Genomic DNA, 23,340 nt, shown 5'->3' on the forward strand with positions numbered 1-23,340 from the left:
ATTTATATGAAAAGAGTTGTTATAACTGGAATGGGTATTTACTCATCTATTGGAAAAAATTTAGAAGAAGTTAAAGATTCTCTGTATCAGGGAAAAAGTGGAATTATTTTAGATGCCGAAAGAAAAACATACGGCTATCAGTCAGCATTAACAGGATTCTTAGAGCGTCCTCAACTAAAAGGTTTATTAGACCGTCGTGCAAGAGTTAGTATGCCAGAACAAGCTGAATATGCCTATATTTCTACTATTGAAGCATTAAAAAATGCTAACATGGATCAGGATTTTCTAGACAATAACGAAGTAGGCATTTTGTTTGGAAACGATAGTTCTGCTGTTCCGGTAATAAATGCAATTGACATAATAAGAGAAAAACGGGATACTTTACTTGTAGGTTCAGGTTCAGTTTTTCAATCGATGAATTCTTCGGTAACAATGAATTTATCGGTAATATTTAAACTTAAAGGTATTAACTTCACAGTAAGTGGTGCATGCGCAAGTGGTTCTCATGCTATTGGAATGGGATATTTTCTTATTAAACACGGTTATCAGGAAAGAGTTATTTGCGGCGGTGCTCAGGAAGTTAACGTATTTTGCGTAGGAAGTTTTGATGGCTTGGGAGCATTCTCTAAACGTGAAAATGAACCTACAAAAGCATCTAGACCATTTGATAAAAACCGCGACGGACTAATTCCAAGTGGTGGTGCAGCAACTGTTATTATTGAGGAATATGAAAGCGCAGTAAAACGCGGTGCTCCAATTTTAGGAGAAATTGTTGGTTATGGCTTTTCATCTGATGGAAAACATATTTCTGTTCCTGATATCAACGGGCCAATTCGTGCAATGACAAATTCATTAAAAGATGCTAATCTTTCACCTGACGCTATCGACTATATTAATGCTCATGCTACTTCTACACCTCTTGGCGACATGAATGAAGCAAGTGCAATTGATTCGATATTCGGTAACACAAAACCGCTTGTAAGTTCTACAAAATCAATGACCGGACACGAAATGTGGATGGCTGGAGCTAGCGAAATGATTTATTCAATGTTAATGATGCAGAATAATTTTGTTGCACCAAACATAAATTACGAAGAACCCGACGAAGCAATGCAGAAAATAAACATTGCAACTAAAACCACTCCAAAGGAAATAAATGCATTTCTCTCAAACTCATTTGGTTTTGGAGGAACAAATTCTGCTTTGGTAGTTAGACGTATAAAATAAAATTTTTTCTATATTTGCGAAAATTATAATTTCGTATGAATAGAGAAGAAGTAGTTCAAATAATTAACAATTTTTTAATTGAAGAGTTTGAATTAAACCCAGAACAAATTACTCCTGAGGCATCATTAAAAGACGATTTAGGTTTAGAAAGTCTTGATTTTGTTGACATTGCTGTTGTAATAGAAAAAGAATTCAAGTTTAAAGTAAAAGGTGAAGAAATGGTTGATGTTCGCAACCTTAACGACTTGTACGATTACATCTTCAAAACAGTGAATAAGTAATACTTTCTTTGTGGCAACATGGAAAGGCAAAACACGTGGTAACCCATTAGGTTACAGGATTTTTATTTTTTTTATTAAAAATTTCGGCCTTTCAGTTGCTTACTTTGTTTTGTTTTTTGTAGCCATTTATTTTTTCTTTTTTTCTCCCAAATCTTACAAATCGCTAAATTTCTTTTATCGAAAGATTTTTCTTTTTGGGAAAATTAAATCTGCCGTTTCTATTTTTAAAAATTATCTGAACTTCGGAAAAGTTCTACTTGATAAAACTGCTTCAATGGCTGGTTTTAAAACTAAATTCAGCTTTATTTTTGAAGGAGAAGAATATCTTCGTCAAATGGCAAAAGAAACAGGCGGATTACTTATCAGCGCCCATATTGGCAACTTTGAAATGGCAGGTAATATGCTCGAGCGTATTAATACAAAAGTAAACATTGTAATTCTTGATGCCGAACATGAAAAAATAAAAAATCTGCTTGATCCCATTCTTAGAAAAACAATGAACCTGATTCCTTTAAAAGAAGATATGAGTCATTTATTTTTTATAAATGAAGCAATCTCAAAAAAAGAAATTATTTGCATTCATGGCGACAGATTTATTGAAGGTGAAAGATTTATAGAAGCAAAACTTTTTAATAAACCTGCTTTGTTCCCTGCAGGACCATTCAGACTTGCGGTTTCATATGGAACACCTGTATCTTTTGTTTTTGCGATGAAAGAAAAGCATTTCAAATATCATTTTTATGCAACACCTCCTAAAACCTACTCGATAGTAAGAAACAGAACAAATCGTGAAGAAGAACTTCGTGAAATTGTAACCGACTATATTTTTGAACTCGAAAAAATGCTTACTTTGTATCCTTTACAATGGTTTAATCATTACCCTTTCTGGAAAGAACAATTATCGTGAAAAAAAATATTCTTTTTATATCGGCTAACCAGCTAAAAGATCCATATCCGGTTTACCCTTTAGGTATATCATACCTTGTTTCATATTTAGAAGAAAATATGCCTGAAATCGGAATAACTCTTTTTGATTTTAATAAACAAGGTTATACTGAACTTACAAGCCTTATTGAAAAAATTAATCCAAATTACATTGGTATTTCTTTTAGAAATGTTGATGATGTGAATTTCTATTCTAAAGACAGCTACATTAAGCACTACCAAACAATAGTAGAACTTGTAAGAAAAAAATCAAATGGAAAAATAATCATCGGCGGACCGGGATATTCCATTTTTCCTATTGAAATGTACAATTTGTTACAACCTGATTTTGGTATTTATGGCGAAGGCGAAATTTCTTTATGCAAATTGATAAAAGCAATTGAAAATGGAACTGATTTTAAAGAAATTCCTCGCTTAATTTTCAAAGATAATGGAATAACAATATTCAATCAAAAAGATAGTACAACCTGCCAACCTCAACCATCATACAATAGCGACTGGACAGATTATTACTGGCAAACCAGCGGTATGTTAAATATTCAAACAAAAAGAGGTTGTCCATACCAATGTATTTATTGCACTTACCCGTTGATTGAGGGAACAAATGTCAGAACTCACAACCCTGAAGTACTAGTAGATAATCTTGAAAAATATAGTGTTGATAATAAAGTTGATTATTTCTTTTTTACTGATTCACTCTTCAATCTTAAAAATAAATTTAATTACGAATTTGCAGAACTTCTCATTAAAAGAAATTTAAATATAAAATGGGGAGCATATTTTAATTTTAAGAATCTTCCCGAAGACTTATTGGTACTTTTAAAAAGAGCAGGTCTTACACATATAGAGTTTGGCACTGATTCGCTTTGCGACACAACCCTAACATCGTACAGAAAACCATTTAATTTTAATGATATTCTTACAACTTCTAATATCTGTAACAAATTGGATATAGATTTTGCACATTTTCTAATTCTTGGAGGATATGGTGAAACAAAAGCCACACTTCGGGAAACATTTGATAATTCTAAGAAATTCGGAAGAACCGTATTTTTTCCATTTGTCGGAATGAGAATATATCCTAATACTGAACTTTACAAAATTGCTTTAGCTGAAGGAAAAATATTGCCAACTGACGATTTGCTACTTCCAAAATACTATATTTCTGAAGACTATAACGAAGAAGAAGTTAAAAGATTTGCAAGTGAATCGGGCAAAAGATGGGTTTTTCCTGACGAAGATTCTTCCGGAATAATAAATAAACTACGTGCAAAAGGGAAAAAAGGTCCGTTATGGGAATATCTTACTAAATAATGTTATGAAAGATTTAACAAATATATTTCAACTTATTCCTCAACGTTTACCAATGGTAATGGTTGATGAACATATTTCCACAGACGAAAAGAAAACTTTAACACGCTTTAAAGTTTTATCTGACTCAATGTTTTGTGAAGAAGGATTTTTATCTGAAGCAGGATTACTCGAAAACATGGCACAATCGGCAGCAGCACGACTTGGTTTTTCTTATAAAATGAAAGGTGGCACACCACCCATTGGTATTATTGCATCATTACAGGAAATTCAAATTAATAAGTACCCAGTTCCTAACGATGAGCTAATTACAGAAATTACTTTTACTGATGAGATAATGGGAATTACATTAGTAGATTGTAAGGTACTTTGTAATAACACTGAGTACGCATTTTGTAAAATGAAGATTTTGTTAAGGGAATAATTATTTTAGAATGTCATTCTGAGCATCCGCCGCGGCGGACGAAGAATCTGCTTTTCGTTTTTAGATTCTTCACTTCATTACATTACGTTCAGAATGACAAAAAAGAAGAATGACAAAATGCAATATAATCAGCACATTACCTCTTTCAATTTAATTTAGTATCTTTGCAAAATACAAATCAGAAAATTTCACGCCAAATATACAGGGCATATTAATCACCAAATAAATACTTAATGCAATTTCAGTCCTTACAAATTATTGAACCTATTCTTAAATCATTAATAGAAGAAGGTTACACAACCCCAACACCAATTCAAGTACAAGCTATACCTATTGTTCTTCAAGGAACCGATTTACTCGGTTGTGCACAAACTGGCACCGGAAAAACAGCAGCATTTGCTGTTCCTATATTACAACTTCTTAGTAAAAACAAACAAGTCATTGGAAAAAGAAAAATAAGAAGCCTTATTGTTACACCAACACGTGAACTTGCTATTCAAATTAACGAGAGCTTTAAAGCATACGGAAGATACACAAATTTATCCAGTGCAGTTATTTTTGGTGGAGTAAATCAAAATCCACAGGTAAAAACATTACAGGGCGGAGTTGACATATTAATAGCAACGCCAGGAAGATTGCTCGATTTAATCAATCAAAAATTTGTTTCATTAAAAGACATTGAAATATTTGTGTTAGATGAAGCAGATCGCATGCTTGACATGGGTTTTATACACGATGTTAAGAAATTATTATTATTGCTCCCTGCAAAAAGACAATCATTATTTTTCTCAGCAACTATGCCACCTGAAATTGTAAAGCTTTCTAACACTATATTAAACAAACCAGAGAAAGTAGAAGTTACCCCTTCGGCAACAACTGCAGATACAGTAAATCAATTTGTGTATTTTGTTGACAAAGGAAATAAAAATGCACTTTTAATGTATCTACTCGAAGACGAAAGAATAAAAACAGTTTTGGTTTTTACAAGAACAAAACATGGCGCAGATAAAGTTGTAAAAGTCCTTGTAAAAAATAATATTAAAGCTGAAGCAATTCATGGGAATAAAGCTCAGAATGCCAGACAACGAGCATTAGCAAATTTCAAAGCTCAAACAACAAGAGTTCTTGTAGCAACTGATATTGCCGCCCGCGGAATTGACATTGACGATATGGAATTTGTTGTAAATTATGAAATCTCAAATATTGCAGAAACCTACGTTCACAGAATTGGTAGAACTGGCAGAGCCGGAGCTAACGGCACGGCATTTTCATTTTGTGATGCTGAAGAAAAAGTATATTTAAAAGATATTGAAAAGCTGATTTCTAAAAAGATTCCTGTAATTAATGATCATCCTTTCCCATTAATTGATAATAATCCGGTAAAAGCTCCAAAACAACCATTTGTGAGAAATGCAAATCAACAAAGACCAAGTACCAAAGCACAAAACCCAAATTCAAAAAACCAAACTACTAATCCAAATAAACAAAAACCCAATAGATTTAGTGGGATTAATAATAACAGAGGTGAAAGACCTAACAGGTTCAGAAATTAAAAATTTTTATCATTTTAAAAATCAAATCAATTTTTTTATAAATTTACAACAATATAAATTAATAAATTTTTATGAAAAAAGCAGAAATACATACAGAAAAAGGGGTAATGTACGTTGAGTTTTATGAAAAAGATGCTCCAAATACAGTAAAAAACTTTTGCGATTTAGCTAAAAAGGGATTTTATAACGGCTTAACTTTTCATAGAGTTATTCCAAATTTTGTAATTCAAGGTGGTTGTCCACAAGGTACAGGTGTTGGTGGACCGGGTTATAAAATTAAATGCGAATTAAACGGTGATAACCAATATCACGATCGCGGAGTTTTATCGATGGCTCATGCAGGTAGAGATACAGGTGGTTCTCAATTTTTTGTATGCCACAGTAGAGAAAATACAGCACATTTAGATCGTAACCATACATGTTTTGGTAAAGTTGTTAAAGGAGTTGAGGTTATTGATGCAATTGAAGCTGATGACTCGATTGAAAAAATTATTATTATCGAAGAATAGAATATTAACCTAAAACAAATACTATGGAAAACATTAGTCAGATTGTAATTTATGTATTAATCGCATTAGGTGTATTAATATTTTTCTCATTTTTTGTTACTGTAAAGCAAGGATCAATAGCTGTTATTACAGTATTTGGAAAATACAGAAGAATACTCACACCTGGATTAAGTATGAAAATTCCTTTTATTGAAGCTATTTATAAAAAAGTTTCAATTCAGAATCGTTCATTAGAAATGGAATTTCAGGCTACCACACAAGATCAGGCAAACGTATATTTTAAAGCCATGTTAGTATACGCTGTTATCAGTAATGATGAAGAAATAATAAAGAATGTTGCATTCAAGTTTGTTGATGAAAGAAATTTCATGCAGGCATTAATCAGAACAATTGAAGGTACCATTCGTGGATTTGTTGCTACAAAAAAACAAGCAGAGGTATTATCATTAAGAAATGAGATTGTTATGGAAGTAAAGCAACATATTGATGTTACTTTAGCAGGCTGGGGTTATCATCTTATTGACCTACAACTTAACGACATTACCTTTGATGATGAAATCATGAAATCAATGGCAAAAGTAGTTGCTTCATCAAATTTAAAAGCTGCTGCAGAAAACGAAGGTCAAGCATTATTAATAACAAAAACAAAAGCTGCCGAAGCCGAAGGTAATGCTATTAAAATTTCAGCATCTGCAGAAAGAGAGGCTGCACAGTTACGTGGACAAGGAGTAGCTTTATTCAGAAAAGAAGTTGCATCTGGTATGGCAATGGCTGCAAAAGAAATGCATGATGCTAGTCTTGATTCTTCTTTCTTATTGTTCTCGATGTGGACTGAAGCAATAAAACATTTTGCAGAACAAGGTAAAGGAAATACCATTTTCTTAGATGGTTCAACTGATAGCATGAAAAGAACAATGCAGGAAATAATGTCATTAAACTTGCCCGAAGAACCTAAAGTTAAAAAATAATATTTTTAACAAATAATAAAAGACCTCAGAATGTAAATATTCTGAGGTCTTTTTATTTTAATTTGTTAACGCATTTCGGAAAACTTCTAAAACTCTTTTTCTTGCAAAATCATGTTCGACAATCTTTGTTATGTAATCTGGTTTATAATTCTTGATCCATTTTTTAATATAAAGCATTTCACTATCATATTTTCGCATTTGTTCAGTAGGATTAAACACTCTAAAATAAGGTGCAGCATCGCAACCACACCCTGCAGCCCACTGCCAATTTCCATTATTAGATGACAATTCAAAATCAAGTGATTTTTCTGCAAAATATGCCTCTCCCCAACGCCAATCAATTAATAAATGCTTTGTTAAAAAACTTGCAACAATCATTCTTACTCTGTTATGCATAAAACCTGTTTCGTTAAGCTCCCTCATACCAGCATCAACAATAGGATAACCAGTTTCACCCTTACACCAGGATTCGAATTCTTTTTCGTTATTTCGCCATAAAATATTCTCGTATTTTTTCTTAAAGCACTTTGTTACAACATAAGGATAATGATAAAGTATCATCATAAAAAACTCTCTCCAGATTAACTCATTTAGCCATTGCTCGTTTAATTTTAAAGCTCTCATAACAAGTTCTCTAATACTAACTGTCCCAAACCGTAAATGAACACTTTGCATACTTGTACCGTTTACAGATGGAATATTTCTGGTTTTATGATAATTAATAATAATTGTTTCATCAATTTTTATTGAAGGAAAATCTATAATTACCTTCTCAAATCCAACTTCTTTTATTGATGGAAACTTAAATGCTTTTATTTTAATAAACTTGTTTAACAATTTCTCAGATGGGAAGGCTTTTACATTTTCTTTTATAAGTTTTTGTTTCCATATTTTAGAGTAGGGTGTAAATATAGTGTATGGGCTATTATCTGATTTCATTACTTCCGATTTCTCAAAAATAACCTGATCTTTTAAAGTATGAAATAAAATATTTTTTGCTTTTAAAAATTCAGAAATCTCCTGATCTCTTTCAATTGAATAAGGTTCATAATCATTATTAGCGTATATTGCATTAACAGTGTATTCTTTGCAAATTTTTTCAAATACCTGTAATGGTTCATCAATTGCTATATAAAGAGAAGAGCCCTGTTCTATTAAATCCTTACATAACTTTTCTAAAGTATGATATATAAACGTAATCCTTTTATCTTTTTTTTCTGAAAGCTTAGAAAGAATCTTTTTGTCGAAAATAAAAACAGGTAATACAGCATTGTTATCTTTCAATGCCTGATACAAACCATGATTATCATTTAAACGTAAATCTCTGCGAAACCAAAATACATTAACTTTCTGCATTTTGTTTTAATATTCAGTCCAACTTCCCCGCATTTGAAAAAATTGAGTATTTTCGTTTTTAATTGCAGCTTTTGCTTCTATTAAACCACTTTCTGTATAATTTGCTTTTATCTCAAGAACCAGTTCCTTTTGTTTTCGAGGATCAATAATATGTACAAATTTAACCGTTTTTGAAGATTGCAATTTCATCTTTTTATTAAAAACATTTTCCAGGCTTTCTCTAACAAATTGTACCATACATACCCCAGGTAAAATAGGTTCACCAGGAAAATGTCCCTCAAATATTTTATGGTCGGGATTACAATTAAAACTAATGCAGTATTCGCCTTCTTCTGCTTTAACTACTTTTAAAATATTGAATAATTTTCCGGTAAGCATATTATTGTTTAATTTTTCTGAAAACATAGTTTAAATTAACTCCGAAATGCTGAATTTTAATTGAATCAGGAGCAGTATTATTTATTCCGTAAAAATTTACCTGAGCTTTTTTAAACAATATTGAGTTGACTTTTAATTCACAATATTTTTGCTCATTTGAGTTATACAGATAAAAATACCTTTTACATTTATTGCGTATTCTAAAAACCGCCCGATCGCTATCGCTAAAGGCATCTACATATTTAACAGTTCCATTCTGGCATAAAAACCCAATGTCGTTTGCCAGAGCATTTGTTATCACTTTCTTTGACATGGGATCAATTATGTAATTTACTTTGTAAAACTTTTTAAAAAGTAAAGGATTTCTAACTTCAAAATCAAAAATTTTAACACCCATTTCTGTAACAAATACTGCGCGTGTAATACTATCACTTTGGGGTTTAATAACCATTAATCCACTGTAATAATTTTTCATAAATCGTATCTCGGTTTGATACAAATATGAACTATCTGAATTATTAAAATATGAATTTAGATTTTTGACAGTAAGATTTGCTTTCTGCAGCTTTTTGTGTGAATCGAACAATAAAAGCGTACAGCTGTTTAATAAAATAACAACGAGACTAATTAAAATTAAATTTCTCATCAGAAATATTTCCGTTCAGTTTTTTATTAAAGAAATCAATTATAGTATTATCCCCCCCCTGCTCAACCATTTTTAATTTTGTTACAGAATAATCCTTTCTGTCGAAATAAATATGAATCTCATTTATCATCTGTTTCATCTTTGTTGCAACAGGCACTAAGATTACATAATACTGATTATCGCTCTCTTTAAATTCAATTTTAAAATCACTGGTTTTATTTAAAATATCACCATTAATGCATCCAACCAAAAAATTATTTAATTCCTGAAACATTTTATTTGACTGTGTATCGTATTGCTTTTGATTGCTTTTGTCTTTTATAAAGATTTTTGTTCCTTGTATTACTATCAAATAAGTATATGGTTCAGTATATTCCCAACGAACTTTATTTTCTTTCTTGTAACAGAATTTTCCTTTTGATGAAATTGGTTTTGCTAAAATGCTTAAATTTTTTGACTGTGTAAAATCACTTTCAATTGAATTGGTGATTTTAGAAACCTCTTTAAGCTTTGCTTTAAAGGCTTCAGGATTTTTCATTGCAACAAAACCGGTTTGCGAAAAACCATTTATATAAAGAAAAGTGAGAATGGCTAAGAATATATTTCTACTAATCATATGCGTTACATTTTAACAAATCATCTAATCCTATAAAATTAATATTTTTAGATTTCACAAGTTCTATAAATTTTTCTAATATTTCCGGTATTTCTGAAATATTATCATGGAAAAGAACGATATCTCCGGCTTTTACATTTTCCAATCTTTTTAATATCTTATCTGTATTACCATTTGCCGTAGTATCTAAAGAACGTAATGACCACCCTACAGAAATTAAGCCGAAATTTCTGACAGCTCTGGCTAAATTTGGATTTGTAACTCCATACGGGGGTCTGAAAAGTTTTGTTCTCTTTTCTATTACATTATAAATTGAATTACTAGCAGCCTGCAAATCTGCTTTCATTTTTTTCGTTGAAAACAAATCAAATACATATGAGTGTGAATGTGTGTGATTTCCAATTATATGACCATCGCTATGAATTTTAGCAAGTAATTCATTATTTGCATCTATATTTTTTCCTATACAAAAAAAGCAGGCTTTTATGTTATGTTTTTTAAGTATCTCTAAAACCTTTGGTGTATTGTTAGCATTTGGACCATCGTCAAAAGTTAATGCAATTGCATTTGATTTCTCATCACCTTCGCAAATTACTTTCATGTAAAAATTAGATCGTACATTAATAGAACCTAAAGTAAGTCCGATTGTATAAAGTATAAAAAACAATAATATCCAAAGCCACCAGTATGAAATAAAAAAGGATGAAATAACTAATGGAACAGCTAAAACAAAGAACAGAATATTATATTTAGGAAAATTAATCATAAAATCATGAACTTGTTTTAAGGCTATATTTAGTTTGTCTGTTTATTTTGTCAATAAAAACACACTCACCTGATTTCCCGGAATATTATTAATTATTAAAATATTTTCGGGAGATAAAGAATTTGATTTCTTAAGAATAATATTTTCAGATAATTTCTGCGTTTTTATTACATTAGCTGCCAGCCACAAAGCAAAAGCTGAAGAAGTCATATACTCTCCACACAAATGTTTAAACCATAAAATATTCGACAAAGGAAACAAGTCGGATATTCCTTTATATTCTTCTTCGTAATTTTGATTAAGATTTCCTAACAATATAGAATTGATTTTGTCGGATTCTATAGATTGTTTTTTAAGAAACTCAGAAACATTTTCCTTTAAAGAACTATCACTGCTAAATATTGACATTCCTACTAATTTTGCATAATCGTTTTCTGATGGTTTATCTGATAATGCAAAAAAAGCAGCTCCTTCACCGGGAATATTTCCTGAAATATTATTTGGTTTGTTATGATCTCTGAATAAACCTAACCTATACAATATTTGAATCTGATTTAAAATCAATTCATCGTATGCTCCTACCAAAACAGTTGAAGCTTCTTTATCAGAAATTAACATTAATGCATCTAATATTCCTGTCTCAAAACAAGCTCCACGTCCGGCATAGGTACTATTATATCCGTGACATTTAAGCATTAATGCAATTTGTGAGCTAATAGTGTTATGAGTTGATTGTATAAACGGAGTTGGGTTTAGCATTTTCTCTTCGTTTTCAATCAACGAAACTAAAAATTTATCGCTATCCTCAACACAACCTAACCCTGTTCCTGTAATAATGGCATCAGGCATTTCAACTTTTGCATCTTTTAAACAAAATAATGCAGAGGCAATTCCTATTTTCATTGCACGACTCATACGGCGAATAAGAACAGGATTAATTATTTCTTTATATGCAGTCGGCTCAATACATGAATAATACTTATTACCGTTCTCTGTAAGTTTAATTTCGGGTAAATTCCCGATGTTATCGAAACTTCCGACAGGAGAGATACTGTTTATGCCTTTAATATATACTGCCATATTATACTGCCGAAAAAATTAATGAAGTATTGTTACCACCAAAACCAAATGAATTTGACAGTACGTGGTTTACCTGAGCATTTTCTATTATTTGCTTTACAGGACATATTGTTAATTCCTTCATTTGCTCTTTAAAGTTCAAAGAAGGAAAAATAATTTTATTTTTAATTGCCATTATACTTAATACAGCTTCAATTCCTCCAGAAGCACCAAGCGTATGACCAGTAGCGGATTTAGTAGAACTAAAATGCGGAACCTTGTTATTAAAAACTTTTTGTAATGCCATTCCTTCAGACAAGTCATTATTTGGAGTTCCTGTTCCGTGCACGTTAATATAATCAATCATCTCGGGCTTAATCACACCTGATGAAAAAGCTTTTGTAATTGCAAGATATGCGCCATCGCCTTCGGGTGATGAGGCTGTCTGGTGGAAAGCATCACATGCATTGCCATATCCGGTTAGTTCTGCCATTGCTTTTTTCCCTGTCTTTTTAAGGCAGTCTTCAGATTCTAAAACAACATATCCTGCTCCCTCTCCTATATTCAAACCACTTCTTGTTTCATCAAAAGGACGACAAAAACTTCGATCCAGAATTAATAATGAATTAAATCCGTTAATTGTAAAAAGACTTAATGCATCTGTACCCCCAGCAATTATTCTGTCTGCATAACCATTGCGGATTAACCTTGCACCAAGCATAATAGCATTTGCAGCAGATGAGCAGGCTGTGCTTATTGTTGTATAATAACCATTTAACTTAAGTACACTTGCAATTTTTTGAGTACTTTCTCCACAATCATGAGCAGCGATATCTTTAAGCCTCCCCTTTGTTTTATCCTTATAGAATTCTTTATAAAAAACCTCACTTCTATCCATTCCACCAACTGATGTTGAAGAAATAAGTCCTGTTTTAAATTCATTTATATTTGAAATGCCTGCATTAACAACAGCTTCTTTTGCTGCAATTACACCCAACAATGCAGTTCGCGAATTAGGCAATTTGTTATCAATGCCAGCCAAATCAGAAAGTTCTTTATTATTAAGAATTACCTCACCAACCGGAATTTCATTGCGATAAACAGATTGCAAAGATTTTGAAATGCCTATCCCTGAACGACCTGTTTTAACACAGTCGAAAACTTCCTTCTCGTTGTTACCAATAGAAGAAATTACTCCTGTTCCGGTAATAAATATTCTGGTTACCACTTATGATTTTTGGCGATTTGTTATAAATTCTGCCATTGTTTTTACAGAATATAGAACTGTTTTTCCTTCTTCAGCGGTTTGAATTTTATAACCGTATTTCTTTTCAATTAACACAATAAGTTCTAAAGCATCGATTGAGTCTAACCCCAAACCATCAATAAATAAAGGAGCATTTGCATCAATATCAGAAGGTGTTATTTCTTCAAGATTTAATGCTTCAATTATTTCTACCTTAAGTTTTTCAATTAATTCGTCCATAATACTTTATATTACTTAATCTAAAATAGTCTTTTTAAAATTCTCAACTGTAAAATTAATAATTCCGTTTATATTCTCAGCTGAATTATCAATGTTTTTTACCACACATACTGAAGCGTTATACTCATTATCGAGAAACTCAACCCAACCGGTTAACACAATCTTAATTCCCTGATTTATTAATAAATCGCTTATCATTGAATAGATAAAATCTGAATCAAACTCCTGAGAAATAAAAAAAGCAGTTTCCCCGAATATTTTGTGTTTAATGCAGATTTCTCCAATAACAATATTTGGTAATGTATATACAAATACTGCAGGGCTTGGAAAATAATTTGTCTTATCAATTATTGTATTCTGAAAGTTCTTATCAGTATCAAGTGAAGAAGCAGAATTCATTATTATTATACCTATTTCTTCACCACTTACATTTTCTGATTTTAATTCATCGGCTAAAAACTCTGTTGCAATTATTCCAAGTTTTGAAAGGTTATCCATTTTAAAAAATTTAGGATAAACCATTTCTTTACTTTTATATGCTTCTTTTATAAATTCAGAAAAAGTTAAACTGCTTTCTGATTTAAAAACAATTTCACCATTAACAAATATTTTATTGTTAATTATTTTACAAAATTTTGATATGACTAGTTTCTCATTCATTTTCTTGAAAATACTGCTGCTGCATTACACCCACCAAAACCCGACGCTACTTTTAAACAGGAATCTATTTGTTTTTCTGTTGTTTTTGAATTTACATTTACTGGAACAGTAACTCCTGAGCTTTCAAAACCAATTGTTGCATGAAGTTTTCCTGTTTTAATTGAATGTATTGCAGCTATTGATTCAATAATACCAGCAGCACCAAGTGTGTGTCCAAAATATCCTTTCAATCCGACTAGTGGTATTTCAGAAAACTGCATTCTGTTAAAAGCTATAGCTTCCATTTCATCATTGAACGGTGTTGCGGTTCCATGAACAGAAATAAATCCGGGTTCCGTTTTAAGTTTACTTTTTGATTGTTCTATCGCTTTTTTCATTGCAATATAAAGACCTTCGCCTGTGCGTGATGGACCTGAAATATGATTTGCATCATTGCTAACTGAGCCTCCGCAATAAACAATATTATTCTCGTTGTTATATAGCTTATCTGACATTATAACAGTTCCGCATCCCTCGCCCAAACTTAACCCTGTACGATTTAAATCAAATGGTTTACATGGCAATGCACTTAAAGCAAGAAATGACTGAAAGCCTGAAATAACAAAGTTGGTTAAAATATCTGCACCACAAACTATAATATTTTTATATTTCCCCTGCTCAATTAATCTGGCAGCAGTTATAATTGCAACAACTCCGGATATACATGCATTTGAAACTACAATTGGAGTATTTTTAAACTTAAAATAGTTCTGAATCTGATGTGCAGCATTCCACAAGAATGATCTGTTACGTGGAATCTCTGGGCAACAACTTCCATCTAATAAATCAACATTACCTTTTGTTGTAGAAAGTATAAAAAGTGTATCATCTGATTTTACATCAATTTCAGTATTCTTTAATGCATCTGTTACTGACAATATGCACAATTTCTCAAATCTAGTATAACTAACACCATCTGAGATTTTCTTAAATTCATTATTTAATCTTTCTGTATCTATGGCTGATGCATAAAATGGCTGGGAAGATAAATCACTCTTTTCAATAAATAAAATTCCTGAAATTTGTTTTTCAATTGCAGTAAGGTTTTCGAGAGTATTAAAACCTAACGAAGAAATTATATTATCTGCAATGAAGTAAGCCTCTTTCATTATATATTGTTAGAAATCAATCCCACTTTCTTTTTCCAGTTAATAAAAAATTCGGGAAATGTTAAAAGTAATTCTCTGTCGGTATTTAAAAAAACCTGAATAGTTCTTGCAGTAGAAAGAACTTCTCTTGTATTTTTGTTATAAATTGTGTACTCAAAAACTAATTTTGCAGCATCGGTATCAATATATCTTGTAGAAATTATTCCTGTATCACCATAAAAAAGCGGACGTTTAAATTTGCATTCTACAGAAACCAATGGAGTAACCATACCATTGTCAAAAAAATCCATGTAACCTAAACCATATTTTCTTCCAAAAGCTTCACGTCCGTCTTCAAGATATTTTAAATAGTTACCATGCCAGACTACACGCATAGAATCAACCTCACTAAATCTCACAAGAAATTCTGTCTCAACTTCAAATATTTTTGTTTTAGATATAACTGACATTTTTTTTATTTATAGAACAAAAGTAGAAATTTGTAAGAATAAAAAAGTATTTCTTTAACATGTAAAACACAACATTAAAAATCTATTTGCTTAATAATCTTATCGTCTTTAAAATAAACTTCCTTCTTTTTCTTATTTTTATCGAAAAAAGTCCAGCAACCATCAGGTATTCCATTTTTATAACATGATTGCATATACTTAGTTCCATCTTCGTTATACACATTAAAAACTCCATCACTTTTTCCATTTCTGAATGTTCCTTCACTCCATACTTTTCCATTTTCGAACCAATATGTCCATTTACCATCACGCACATTATCTTTTAAGCTACCTTCAAATTTCTTATTGCCATTTGAATAATACTCAAGCTTACTTAAAGTGTCTGATTTCCCATTTGATGTATCAACAAAACTTATTTTTGCTGGCTTGCCGTTTGAGTAAGTTGCATCAATTTTCTCAACACCTTTTCTACCACCACACGAAGAAAACGTAAAAGCAATAACAATTAAAAAAATATACTTATTCATAACATTAATTAAAGTATAAAATCTGATTTTGTTTTCTGGATAAAAATTCTACTTTCCCGACACGCTGTCAAGACCCTGTTGCATTTTATCAACATCGCCACCCATACTGTCAAGTGACTCGTTCATTGCATCATTTAACTCATCTTCTAATGATTTTGTATCAATGTTATTAAGTTCTTCCAACGAGTTAATTGAGTTTTCAATTTCTGAAATAGAATTCATTTCATAGTACAATTGCCATCCCGAAACACTATTTGCAACAAATGACAAAATTAATGCTGTAATTATTAATCCTTTTTTCCCTTTTCCTTTGATTGCTATAATTAATGCAATTATAGATAAAATTATTGCAGGTATCCCAACAAAAATTCCAATAGTTCCTAATATTGGAATAACTGAAACTAAAAGCGCAATTATTGCAATAACAAATGAAATAATTCCAAGAATTTTACCTGCATTTGATTTTTTTACTTGCTCTTCCATAAAATTTATTTATTGTTTTTTAAAATGTTATATAAATCAGTTTCAATTGTTTTTTCGGGTGTTTCAACAATTCTTCCTATTTCCTTACCAGAAATTGTTATTACAAATGTTGGCACTTTTTCTAATTTAAGTCCTGAAATATCTAATTCACCTGCAATTTTATCAGAATCAACGCTAATTATCTTAATTGTATTTGGTGAATATCCAACCATATTCATAACTTTAAAAAACCTTGGAACCTCGCGACGACTATCGCTACACCATGTAGCCATGACAACAGTAACCTGATATTTCCCTGCAAATTGTTTCAATTGCTTTACAATATCCAAATCAGGTTTATAATCTTCAGCTTCTCGATTAAACCATTCAGAAAAAGGAGCCTCAGCAAATGCTTTTGTATTACATAATCCTATTAAAATTTCGCTTTTTGATTTTGTATCCATTTGTTTGTGATTATATTCCTGAGCAAAAATTGAAACAGAAAAAACCATAAACACTATTATCAGAATTGCATTCATTTTTATTTGTTTAGTATAGCAAAAGTAGAATTTTTTCAGTAACCAACAAATTGCTCTTTACAATTTATATTCATTTAAAAGTCATATTTTCCTATTTTTACAAAAAATAAAATTTATGAAACTTCAAACTCATGTTGAAATTTCTCCTTTGGTAGAAAAAATAAGTCATAAAAATAAAATACTATTAATAGGATCATGCTTTGCAGAAAACATTGGAGATAAATTAAGTCTGGCAAAATTCAACATTAACTGCAATCCTTTTGGTGTAATTTATAACCCAGTTTCAATTCAAAATAGTTTTGATATTCTTGAGAAAAAAAGATTATTTACAAAAGAAGATCTCTTTTTTGAAAACGGTTTATGGAAAAGTTTTTACCACCATAGCAAGTTTAGTGATATTGATTTAAATTGTACTCTAAAAACAATTAATGACAATATTATTTTTTCTCATGAATTTTTAAAAACAGCTGATTATGTTATTATTACTTTGGGAACCTCATGGATATATGAGTTTACAGAAAAAAATATTATAGTCTCGAATTGTCATAAAACACCTGCAGTTAATTTCAAAAGAAGGCTTTTAAGCATTGAAGAAACTATTAATTCTTTAAACTCAATAGTTAATATTTTAAAAAGAATTAACTCTAATATTAAGATAATATTTACAGTTAGTCCGGTCAGGCATCTAAAAGATGGACACCATGCAAATACAGTAAGTAAATCATTACTTTTTACGGCATTACAAAGCATTCAGATTAATAATGAAAATATTTTTTATTTTCCTGCGTATGAAATTTTAATGGATGAACTCCGTGATTACAGGTTTTATGCAGATGATATGATTCACCCATCATCAAAAGCAATAGAATACATTTGGGAAATATTTTCCAAATCCTACTTTAGTACCGAAACCATTGAATTAATTAAAGAAATTGAAGATTTAAAACGTGCTATGCAACATAAACCGTTTTTTAAAGAAACTGATGATTATAAAAACTTCAAATCTGCCTATTTCACAAAAGTCTGTATATTAAGCAATAAGCTTGCATTTTTAAATTTTCAACAAGAAAAAGATTTTTTTGAATGTAAATAAAATGCTGTTTTTTGAAGATTAATGATTTGTTAACCTTGACAAACGGACATTTTTTCGTATTTTTGTAAAATTTTAAAAACAACATTGTTTATAAGATTTTTAAAAACTAACAAACACTATTTCTCGATTTTATTGGTACGCAGTTATGGGGTACATTAAATTTGATAAGACACAACTAATAAATCTGGAATATTCGCTAAAACGCGAAGTTCTCAGATCAAATCGCGCTGGCTCATACGCATTCACTACAATTGTTGGCTGCAACACAAGAAAATACCATGCATTGCTTGCCTGTCCACTAGAGCATATTGATGGTGGAACACATGTTTTACTTTCATCACTTGATGAAACTGTAATTCAACATGGAGCTTCTTTTAATCTTGGTATTCATAAATATCCCGGTGTATACGAACCTAAAGGACATAAATACATTCGCGATTTCGATACTGATCCGGTAATGAATACTATTTACCGAATTGGGGGTGTAGTGCTTAAAAAGGAAATGTTATTAGTTACAAATGAAGAAAGAATGCTAATCAGATATACTTTGATTGATGCCCATTCTCCTACAAAATTAATGTTTAAACCTTTTTTAGCATATAGGAATATACATTCATTAAGTAAGGCAAATCTTGATGTTAACACAAAATTTACTTCTGTTCCGAATGGAGTAAAAGTAAAAATGTATACCGGCTATCCTTCACTTCACTTACAATTTTCGAAAAAACCTGAATACGTTCCTGTTCCACACTGGTATTATAATATAGAATACCTTGAAGAACAAAACAGAGGTTATGATTTTCACGAAGATTTATATGTTCCAGGTTATTTCGAAGTTCCTATAAAAAAAGGAGAAACAATTGTTTTTTCTGCAGGAACAAGTCCAGCTGTAACTCAAACACTAAACAGACAATTTAATAAAGAACTTTCAGGTAGAATTCCTCGTGATAATTTTGAAAATTGTCTTATTAATTCTGCTCAACAATTTATAGTAAATAGAAATAAGCGAACTGAAGTTATTGCCGGCTTTCCATGGTTTGGTCGTTGGGGCAGAGATACATTTATTTCTCTTCCTGGACTTACGCTTTCTCAAGGGGATTTAAAAACCTGCAAAGCAGTAATTGACACTATGCTGACAGAGTTAAAAGGTGGATTTTTTCCAAATGCCGGCTCTGCAGATAATCCTTGTTTTAATTCTGTGGATGCTCCACTTTGGTTCTTTTGGTCGTTACAACAATTTTGCGAGTTTTCCCGCTGCCATAAACATGTTTGGAAAGAATATGGCAAGAAAATTAAAAAGATACTTTGTGAGTTCCGCAATGGAACAGATTTTAATATTAAAATGCATGAAAATGGTCTTTTGTGGCAAGGTGCGCCAGGATCTGCATTAACATGGATGGATGCCGTTGTTGGTGGAAAACCAGTTACTCCACGCCGTGGCTTTGCAGTTGAAATTAATGCATTATGGTATAATGCTATAATGTTTAGCTTAACTGCAGCAAAAATAGCACAAGACAGAAAATTTGTTCTTGAATGGATTGGAATACCTGAGCTTATTCAAAAGTCATTTTTAGAAACATTCTGGGATTCATCCAAAGGTTATCTGGCAGATTGTTGCGAATATGATAATAAAGACTGGAGTATGAGACCTAATCAGGTTTTTGCAACATCTTTACCATATTGTATTATTGAAGACGAAGAAATTAAAAAATCTATTTTGGATATTGTTAAGAAAGAATTGTTAACACCAAAAGGATTACGCACACTTTCTCCAAAAGATTCTAATTATGTTGGAATTTATCAGGGAGACCAGAACCACCGCGACAGTTCTTACCATCAGGGAACAGTCTGGCCCTGGTTGTTAGGACATTTTGCCGAGGGATATTTACGTATTCACGGAAGCGCAGGAGTTGGATTTATAGAAAAAATATATAAAGGATTTGAAGAAGATATGGTAATTCATGGCATTGGCTCTATAAGCGAAATTTATGATGGCGACCCACCTCATCATCCAAATGGAACAGTTTCGCAAGCATGGAGTGTTGCAGAATTATTAAGAATAAAAATGATGATTGATCAGTTTAAAGAGGAATAAGAAAATGAAAGTGTTAATGTTTGGTTGGGAGTTTCCTCCGCATATTACAGGCGGACTTGGAACAGCTTGTTACGGGCTCGTTAAGGGGCTTGCCAAACACGGACTTGATGTTGTTTTTGTTGTTCCAAGATTATTTGGTGATGAAGATAATCGCTCAGCATTTCTTCTTGATGCAGGTGAAGTCGAAATTAATGAAAGAAATTTTTCCTATGACGAATACTGGAAAAATATTAAATACTATGAAATTGGGTCTAACTTAATTCCATATGTCACTCCTCAGGATTTCAAACGAATGATTCAGGAAAGCAAACTTGAAAACATTACTTCCAGTGAAAATATTTTCAGAGCAAAATATAAATTTTCCGGTAAATACGGACAGGATTTATACGAAGAAGTTAGCAGATATGCTTTAGTTGCTTCTGTTTTAGCCAAAGAAAATCAGCACGATGTTATACATGCACACGATTGGTTAACTTATCCCGCAGGAATTGCAGCTAAAAAAGCTTCCGGTAAACCATTGGTTATTCATGTTCACGCAACTGAATTCGACAGAAGCGGTGAAAATGTGAATCAATATGTTTTTGATATTGAAAAAAAGGGGATGGAAATTGCTGACAGGGTTATTACTGTAAGCCACCTTACAAGAAATATTGTTATAGAACGCTATGGAATAAACCCTGATAAAGTGGTAACAGTACATAATGCTGTTGAAAATTTAGGGAGTAATGACATAACTCAGAATAAAGGATTTCCAGAGAAATTAGTTACTTTCCTTGGTCGTATAACATATCAAAAAGGACCTGATTATTTTGTTGAAGCAGCAAATATGGTACTTCAAAAAGACAGTAACGTACGATTTGTTATGGCAGGAAGTGGAGATATGCTTTACAGAATGATACGCCGTGTTGGTCAACTCGGAATAAGTAACCGTTTTCAGTTTGCAGGTTTCTTAAAAGGCGAAGATGTTGACAGATTATTTTCAATAAGTGATGTTTATGTAATGCCATCAGTTTCGGAGCCGTTTGGAATTTCTCCACTTGAAGCAATGAGATCAAGTGTACCAGTAATTATTTCTAAACAATCCGGAGTTGCAGAAGTTTTAAAATATGCTGTAAAAGTTGATTTTTGGGATGTTGATGCATTATCTGATGCTATTTACGGTTTGTTAAAATATCAGGGACTTTCAAAAATGTTCCGTAATCATGGTCGTGAAGAAGTTGATAATTTAAAGTGGGATAACTCGGCCAGAAATGTAAAAAAAGTATATGAATCAGTTGCAGGAACTCTAAACTAATTATAATGAGAACCATTTGTTTTTATTTTCAGGTACACCAACCTTTCAGACTTCGCCGGTATCGCTTTTTCGATATTGGTAACGATCACCATTACTACGATGACTTTGCAAACCGTACCATTATGCGAAAAGTGGCAGATAAATGTTATTTGCCAACAAATCAACTTATGTATGATCTGATTCAGGAATACGGAAACAGATTTCGTATTAGTTATTCCATTTCCGGAACAGCTCTTGACCAATTCGAAATGTACTGTCCTGAAGTTATTGAAAGTTTTAAAAGACTCGTTTCTACAGGTTGTGTTGAAATACTTGGAGAAACATATTCACATAGCCTTTCTGCTCTTCGTAACAAAGAAGAATTTGTAAGTCAGGTAACATTACACAGTAAAAAAATAGAAAGACTGTTTGGAGTAAAACCAACTTCATTTCGTAACACCGAGCTTATATACAGCGATGGAATTGGCGAAATGGCTGCCGAAATGGGTTTCAAGGCAATTTTAACAGAAGGTGCAAAACATGTTTTAGGTTGGAAATCACCTAACTTTTTATATTGTAATGCCATTAATCCAAAACTAAAAGTTCTTTTAAAGAATTTCAGAATGAGTGATGATATTGCATTCCGCTTTTCAAATAAAGGCTGGAGTGAATGGCCCCTTACAACAGAGAAATATGTTAAATGGCTTAATGAAATAGACCCTAAACAGGAAATGGTTAATCTGTTTATGGATTACGAGACTTTTGGCGAACATCAATGGGCAGAGACAGGAATTTTTGAATTTATGAGACATTTGCCAAAGCAGGTTTTCTCAAATTCAAACTTTGAATTTATGACCCCTTCTGAAGTTGCAGATCATTTTGACCCTGTTTCAGCAATTCACGTTCCATACCCTATCTCTTGGGCTGATGAAGAAAGAGATTTAACTGCATGGCTAGGTAATGAACTACAAGATGATGCTTTCGACAATCTTTATAATCTTGCAGACAGAATGAGGCTTGTAGATGATCCGGATCTTCTTCGTGATTGGCGATACCTGCAAACAAGTGACCATTTTTATTACCAGTGTACAAAGTGGTTTAGCGATGGTGACGTACATAAATATTTTAATCCTTACGATACACCTTACGAAGCCTTTATTAATTACATGAATATTTTAAGTGATTTCGAAATTCGCTTAAACAAAATATCTGAACCAGCAGTTGTTTCTCCATTTGTTGAAAGAAAGAAAGTTGTTTCAATATTTAAACCTTCTACAATTATAAGACCTGGAACAGAACTGTTAATGCCAGAGATGGTTCAGGACCCAAAAAGAATTGCAAAAAAGAAAACAGTTAAAAAAGCTGCTGTTTCAAAAAAAGTAAAAGTAAAAACAAAAGTAAAAGCTGAAGCTAAACCAAAGTCTGCAACGAAGTCTAAAACTAAAAAGGCGGTTTCAAAAAAATAAACTTAACTATATTATTATGCAGTCATGTCTTTCGGCATGACTGTTTTTTTATATTAATAATATGTCTCTACAGAAATAAATAATGTTTAAGGCAGGATTACAA

At 31.7% G+C, this 23,340-nt stretch carries 26 protein-coding genes; 12 read left to right on the forward strand and 14 right to left on the reverse strand.

Annotated elements, in window-relative coordinates; genetic code table 11:
- Positions 1 to 6 precede the first annotated feature (6 nt).
- From HY951_18725 to HY951_18760, 8 genes are all read left to right on the forward strand, one after another.
- Positions 7 to 1,227, forward strand: coding sequence for a beta-ketoacyl-[acyl-carrier-protein] synthase family protein (locus tag HY951_18725; protein ID MBI5542098.1), 1,221 nt, complete (start codon positions 7 to 9; stop codon positions 1,225 to 1,227).
- 35 nt (positions 1,228 to 1,262) lie between these two features.
- Complete coding sequence (locus tag HY951_18730; GenBank protein ID MBI5542099.1) at positions 1,263 to 1,508, forward strand: acyl carrier protein; 246 nt, start codon at positions 1,263 to 1,265, stop codon at positions 1,506 to 1,508.
- Positions 1,509 to 1,782: 274 nt separating this feature from the next.
- Positions 1,783 to 2,415 carry a lysophospholipid acyltransferase family protein gene (locus HY951_18735; GenBank protein ID MBI5542100.1) on the forward strand — a complete coding sequence of 211 codons (633 nt, stop codon included), beginning with the start codon at positions 1,783 to 1,785 and terminating at the stop codon, positions 2,413 to 2,415.
- Entirely contained in the window at positions 2,412 to 3,767 is a 1,356-nt protein-coding gene (locus tag HY951_18740; protein MBI5542101.1) for a radical SAM protein, read from the forward strand. The genes HY951_18735 and HY951_18740 overlap by 4 nt, the downstream gene beginning before the upstream one ends.
- A gap of 4 nt (positions 3,768 to 3,771) precedes the next feature.
- Positions 3,772 to 4,188, forward strand: a complete 417-nt coding sequence (locus HY951_18745) for a hydroxymyristoyl-ACP dehydratase (protein MBI5542102.1) — start codon at positions 3,772 to 3,774, stop codon at positions 4,186 to 4,188.
- Between the two features lie 233 nt (positions 4,189 to 4,421).
- Positions 4,422 to 5,741 carry a DEAD/DEAH box helicase gene (locus HY951_18750; protein MBI5542103.1) on the forward strand — a complete coding sequence of 440 codons (1,320 nt, stop codon included), beginning with the start codon at positions 4,422 to 4,424 and terminating at the stop codon, positions 5,739 to 5,741.
- A gap of 71 nt (positions 5,742 to 5,812) precedes the next feature.
- Positions 5,813 to 6,250, forward strand: coding sequence for a peptidylprolyl isomerase (locus HY951_18755; protein ID MBI5542104.1), 438 nt, complete (start codon positions 5,813 to 5,815; stop codon positions 6,248 to 6,250).
- Between the two features lie 23 nt (positions 6,251 to 6,273).
- Positions 6,274 to 7,218: an SPFH domain-containing protein gene (locus tag HY951_18760; protein MBI5542105.1), complete on the forward strand. Its 945-nt coding sequence runs from the start codon at positions 6,274 to 6,276 to the stop codon at positions 7,216 to 7,218.
- A 57-nt stretch (positions 7,219 to 7,275) separates the two neighbouring features.
- Here HY951_18760 and HY951_18765 read toward each other — a convergent pair whose 3' ends face one another.
- The 14 genes from HY951_18765 to HY951_18830 all read right to left on the reverse strand — a co-directional run bounded on the left by HY951_18765 (position 7,276) and on the right by HY951_18830 (position 17,310).
- Complete coding sequence (locus tag HY951_18765; protein MBI5542106.1) at positions 7,276 to 8,574, reverse strand: deoxyribodipyrimidine photo-lyase; 1,299 nt, start codon at positions 8,572 to 8,574, stop codon at positions 7,276 to 7,278.
- 6 nt (positions 8,575 to 8,580) lie between these two features.
- Entirely contained in the window at positions 8,581 to 8,979 is a 399-nt protein-coding gene (locus HY951_18770; protein MBI5542107.1) for a hypothetical protein, read from the reverse strand.
- Positions 8,954 to 9,598: a hypothetical protein gene (locus HY951_18775; GenBank protein ID MBI5542108.1), complete on the reverse strand. Its 645-nt coding sequence runs from the start codon at positions 9,596 to 9,598 to the stop codon at positions 8,954 to 8,956. Before HY951_18775 ends, HY951_18770 begins: the two co-directional genes overlap by 26 nt.
- Positions 9,576 to 10,214, reverse strand: a complete 639-nt coding sequence (locus tag HY951_18780; protein MBI5542109.1) for an outer membrane lipoprotein carrier protein LolA — start codon at positions 10,212 to 10,214, stop codon at positions 9,576 to 9,578. Before HY951_18780 ends, HY951_18775 begins: the two co-directional genes overlap by 23 nt.
- Positions 10,207 to 10,980, reverse strand: coding sequence for a polysaccharide deacetylase family protein (locus HY951_18785; protein MBI5542110.1), 774 nt, complete (start codon positions 10,978 to 10,980; stop codon positions 10,207 to 10,209). Before HY951_18785 ends, HY951_18780 begins: the two co-directional genes overlap by 8 nt.
- Positions 10,981 to 11,022: 42 nt before the next feature.
- Positions 11,023 to 12,060: a beta-ketoacyl synthase chain length factor gene (locus tag HY951_18790; protein MBI5542111.1), complete on the reverse strand. Its 1,038-nt coding sequence runs from the start codon at positions 12,058 to 12,060 to the stop codon at positions 11,023 to 11,025.
- A 1-nt stretch (position 12,061) separates the two neighbouring features.
- Positions 12,062 to 13,267: a beta-ketoacyl-[acyl-carrier-protein] synthase family protein gene (locus HY951_18795; GenBank protein ID MBI5542112.1), complete on the reverse strand. Its 1,206-nt coding sequence runs from the start codon at positions 13,265 to 13,267 to the stop codon at positions 12,062 to 12,064.
- The gene (locus HY951_18800; GenBank protein MBI5542113.1) at positions 13,268 to 13,525 is read right to left on the reverse strand and encodes an acyl carrier protein; all 258 of its coding nucleotides are present in this window, start codon (positions 13,523 to 13,525) and stop codon (positions 13,268 to 13,270) included.
- Between the two features lie 15 nt (positions 13,526 to 13,540).
- Complete coding sequence (locus HY951_18805) at positions 13,541 to 14,185, reverse strand: 3-oxoacyl-ACP synthase (protein ID MBI5542114.1); 645 nt, start codon at positions 14,183 to 14,185, stop codon at positions 13,541 to 13,543.
- Positions 14,182 to 15,333, reverse strand: coding sequence for a beta-ketoacyl synthase (locus HY951_18810; GenBank protein MBI5542115.1), 1,152 nt, complete (start codon positions 15,331 to 15,333; stop codon positions 14,182 to 14,184). The genes HY951_18805 and HY951_18810 overlap by 4 nt, the downstream gene beginning before the upstream one ends.
- The gene (locus HY951_18815) at positions 15,333 to 15,782 is read right to left on the reverse strand and encodes an acyl-CoA thioesterase (protein MBI5542116.1); all 450 of its coding nucleotides are present in this window, start codon (positions 15,780 to 15,782) and stop codon (positions 15,333 to 15,335) included. The genes HY951_18810 and HY951_18815 overlap by 1 nt, the downstream gene beginning before the upstream one ends.
- 74 nt (positions 15,783 to 15,856) lie before the next feature.
- Complete coding sequence (locus tag HY951_18820) at positions 15,857 to 16,309, reverse strand: hypothetical protein (protein ID MBI5542117.1); 453 nt, start codon at positions 16,307 to 16,309, stop codon at positions 15,857 to 15,859.
- Positions 16,310 to 16,357: 48 nt separating this feature from the next.
- Positions 16,358 to 16,792: a hypothetical protein gene (locus HY951_18825; GenBank protein MBI5542118.1), complete on the reverse strand. Its 435-nt coding sequence runs from the start codon at positions 16,790 to 16,792 to the stop codon at positions 16,358 to 16,360.
- 5 nt (positions 16,793 to 16,797) lie between these two features.
- Positions 16,798 to 17,310, reverse strand: a complete 513-nt coding sequence (locus HY951_18830) for a thioredoxin family protein (GenBank protein ID MBI5542119.1) — start codon at positions 17,308 to 17,310, stop codon at positions 16,798 to 16,800.
- A gap of 115 nt (positions 17,311 to 17,425) precedes the next feature.
- On the opposite strand from HY951_18830, the gene HY951_18835 reads away from it, so the two are divergent.
- The 4 genes from HY951_18835 (at position 17,426) to HY951_18850 (ending at position 23,237) form a co-directional block, all read left to right on the forward strand.
- The gene (locus HY951_18835) at positions 17,426 to 18,403 is read left to right on the forward strand and encodes a GSCFA domain-containing protein (protein MBI5542120.1); all 978 of its coding nucleotides are present in this window, start codon (positions 17,426 to 17,428) and stop codon (positions 18,401 to 18,403) included.
- Positions 18,404 to 18,548: 145 nt separating this feature from the next.
- Positions 18,549 to 20,498: a glycogen debranching enzyme family protein gene (locus HY951_18840; GenBank protein MBI5542121.1), complete on the forward strand. Its 1,950-nt coding sequence runs from the start codon at positions 18,549 to 18,551 to the stop codon at positions 20,496 to 20,498.
- A gap of 4 nt (positions 20,499 to 20,502) precedes the next feature.
- Positions 20,503 to 21,792: a glycosyltransferase family 4 protein gene (locus HY951_18845; GenBank protein MBI5542122.1), complete on the forward strand. Its 1,290-nt coding sequence runs from the start codon at positions 20,503 to 20,505 to the stop codon at positions 21,790 to 21,792.
- 5 nt (positions 21,793 to 21,797) lie between these two features.
- The gene (locus HY951_18850) at positions 21,798 to 23,237 is read left to right on the forward strand and encodes an alpha-amylase (protein MBI5542123.1); all 1,440 of its coding nucleotides are present in this window, start codon (positions 21,798 to 21,800) and stop codon (positions 23,235 to 23,237) included.
- The last annotated feature ends 103 nt before the right edge of the window (positions 23,238 to 23,340 follow it).

It is taken from the genome of Bacteroidia bacterium (assembly GCA_016218155.1).
In the GTDB taxonomy this organism is placed as follows: Bacteria; Bacteroidota; Bacteroidia; order Bacteroidales; family GWA2-32-17; genus GWA2-32-17.

Excerpts from the sequence above, each read along its gene's own strand:
- HY951_18725 (MBI5542098.1), top strand. The coding sequence starts at position 7 with ATGAAAAGAGTTGTTATAACTGGAATGGGTATTTACTCATCTATTGGA.
- HY951_18730 (MBI5542099.1), top strand. The coding sequence starts at position 1,263 with ATGAATAGAGAAGAAGTAGTTCAAATAATTAACAATTTTTTAATTGAA.
- HY951_18735 (MBI5542100.1), top strand. The coding sequence starts at position 1,783 with ATGGCTGGTTTTAAAACTAAATTCAGCTTTATTTTTGAAGGAGAAGAA.
- HY951_18745 (MBI5542102.1), top strand. The coding sequence starts at position 3,772 with ATGAAAGATTTAACAAATATATTTCAACTTATTCCTCAACGTTTACCA.
- HY951_18750 (MBI5542103.1), top strand. The coding sequence starts at position 4,422 with ATGCAATTTCAGTCCTTACAAATTATTGAACCTATTCTTAAATCATTA.
- HY951_18755 (MBI5542104.1), top strand. The coding sequence starts at position 5,813 with ATGAAAAAAGCAGAAATACATACAGAAAAAGGGGTAATGTACGTTGAG.
- HY951_18760 (MBI5542105.1), top strand. The coding sequence starts at position 6,274 with ATGGAAAACATTAGTCAGATTGTAATTTATGTATTAATCGCATTAGGT.
- HY951_18765 (MBI5542106.1), bottom strand. The coding sequence starts at position 8,574 with ATGCAGAAAGTTAATGTATTTTGGTTTCGCAGAGATTTACGTTTAAAT.
- HY951_18770 (MBI5542107.1), bottom strand. The coding sequence starts at position 8,979 with ATGTTTTCAGAAAAATTAAACAATAATATGCTTACCGGAAAATTATTC.
- HY951_18775 (MBI5542108.1), bottom strand. The coding sequence starts at position 9,598 with ATGAGAAATTTAATTTTAATTAGTCTCGTTGTTATTTTATTAAACAGC.
- HY951_18780 (MBI5542109.1), bottom strand. The coding sequence starts at position 10,214 with ATGATTAGTAGAAATATATTCTTAGCCATTCTCACTTTTCTTTATATA.
- HY951_18785 (MBI5542110.1), bottom strand. The coding sequence starts at position 10,980 with ATGATTAATTTTCCTAAATATAATATTCTGTTCTTTGTTTTAGCTGTT.
- HY951_18790 (MBI5542111.1), bottom strand. The coding sequence starts at position 12,060 with ATGGCAGTATATATTAAAGGCATAAACAGTATCTCTCCTGTCGGAAGT.
- HY951_18800 (MBI5542113.1), bottom strand. The coding sequence starts at position 13,525 with ATGGACGAATTAATTGAAAAACTTAAGGTAGAAATAATTGAAGCATTA.
- HY951_18805 (MBI5542114.1), bottom strand. The coding sequence starts at position 14,185 with ATGAATGAGAAACTAGTCATATCAAAATTTTGTAAAATAATTAACAAT.
- HY951_18810 (MBI5542115.1), bottom strand. The coding sequence starts at position 15,333 with ATGAAAGAGGCTTACTTCATTGCAGATAATATAATTTCTTCGTTAGGT.
- HY951_18815 (MBI5542116.1), bottom strand. The coding sequence starts at position 15,782 with ATGTCAGTTATATCTAAAACAAAAATATTTGAAGTTGAGACAGAATTT.
- HY951_18820 (MBI5542117.1), bottom strand. The coding sequence starts at position 16,309 with ATGAATAAGTATATTTTTTTAATTGTTATTGCTTTTACGTTTTCTTCG.
- HY951_18825 (MBI5542118.1), bottom strand. The coding sequence starts at position 16,792 with ATGGAAGAGCAAGTAAAAAAATCAAATGCAGGTAAAATTCTTGGAATT.
- HY951_18830 (MBI5542119.1), bottom strand. The coding sequence starts at position 17,310 with ATGAATGCAATTCTGATAATAGTGTTTATGGTTTTTTCTGTTTCAATT.
- HY951_18835 (MBI5542120.1), top strand. The coding sequence starts at position 17,426 with ATGAAACTTCAAACTCATGTTGAAATTTCTCCTTTGGTAGAAAAAATA.
- HY951_18840 (MBI5542121.1), top strand. The coding sequence starts at position 18,549 with ATGGGGTACATTAAATTTGATAAGACACAACTAATAAATCTGGAATAT.
- HY951_18845 (MBI5542122.1), top strand. The coding sequence starts at position 20,503 with ATGAAAGTGTTAATGTTTGGTTGGGAGTTTCCTCCGCATATTACAGGC.
- HY951_18850 (MBI5542123.1), top strand. The coding sequence starts at position 21,798 with ATGAGAACCATTTGTTTTTATTTTCAGGTACACCAACCTTTCAGACTT.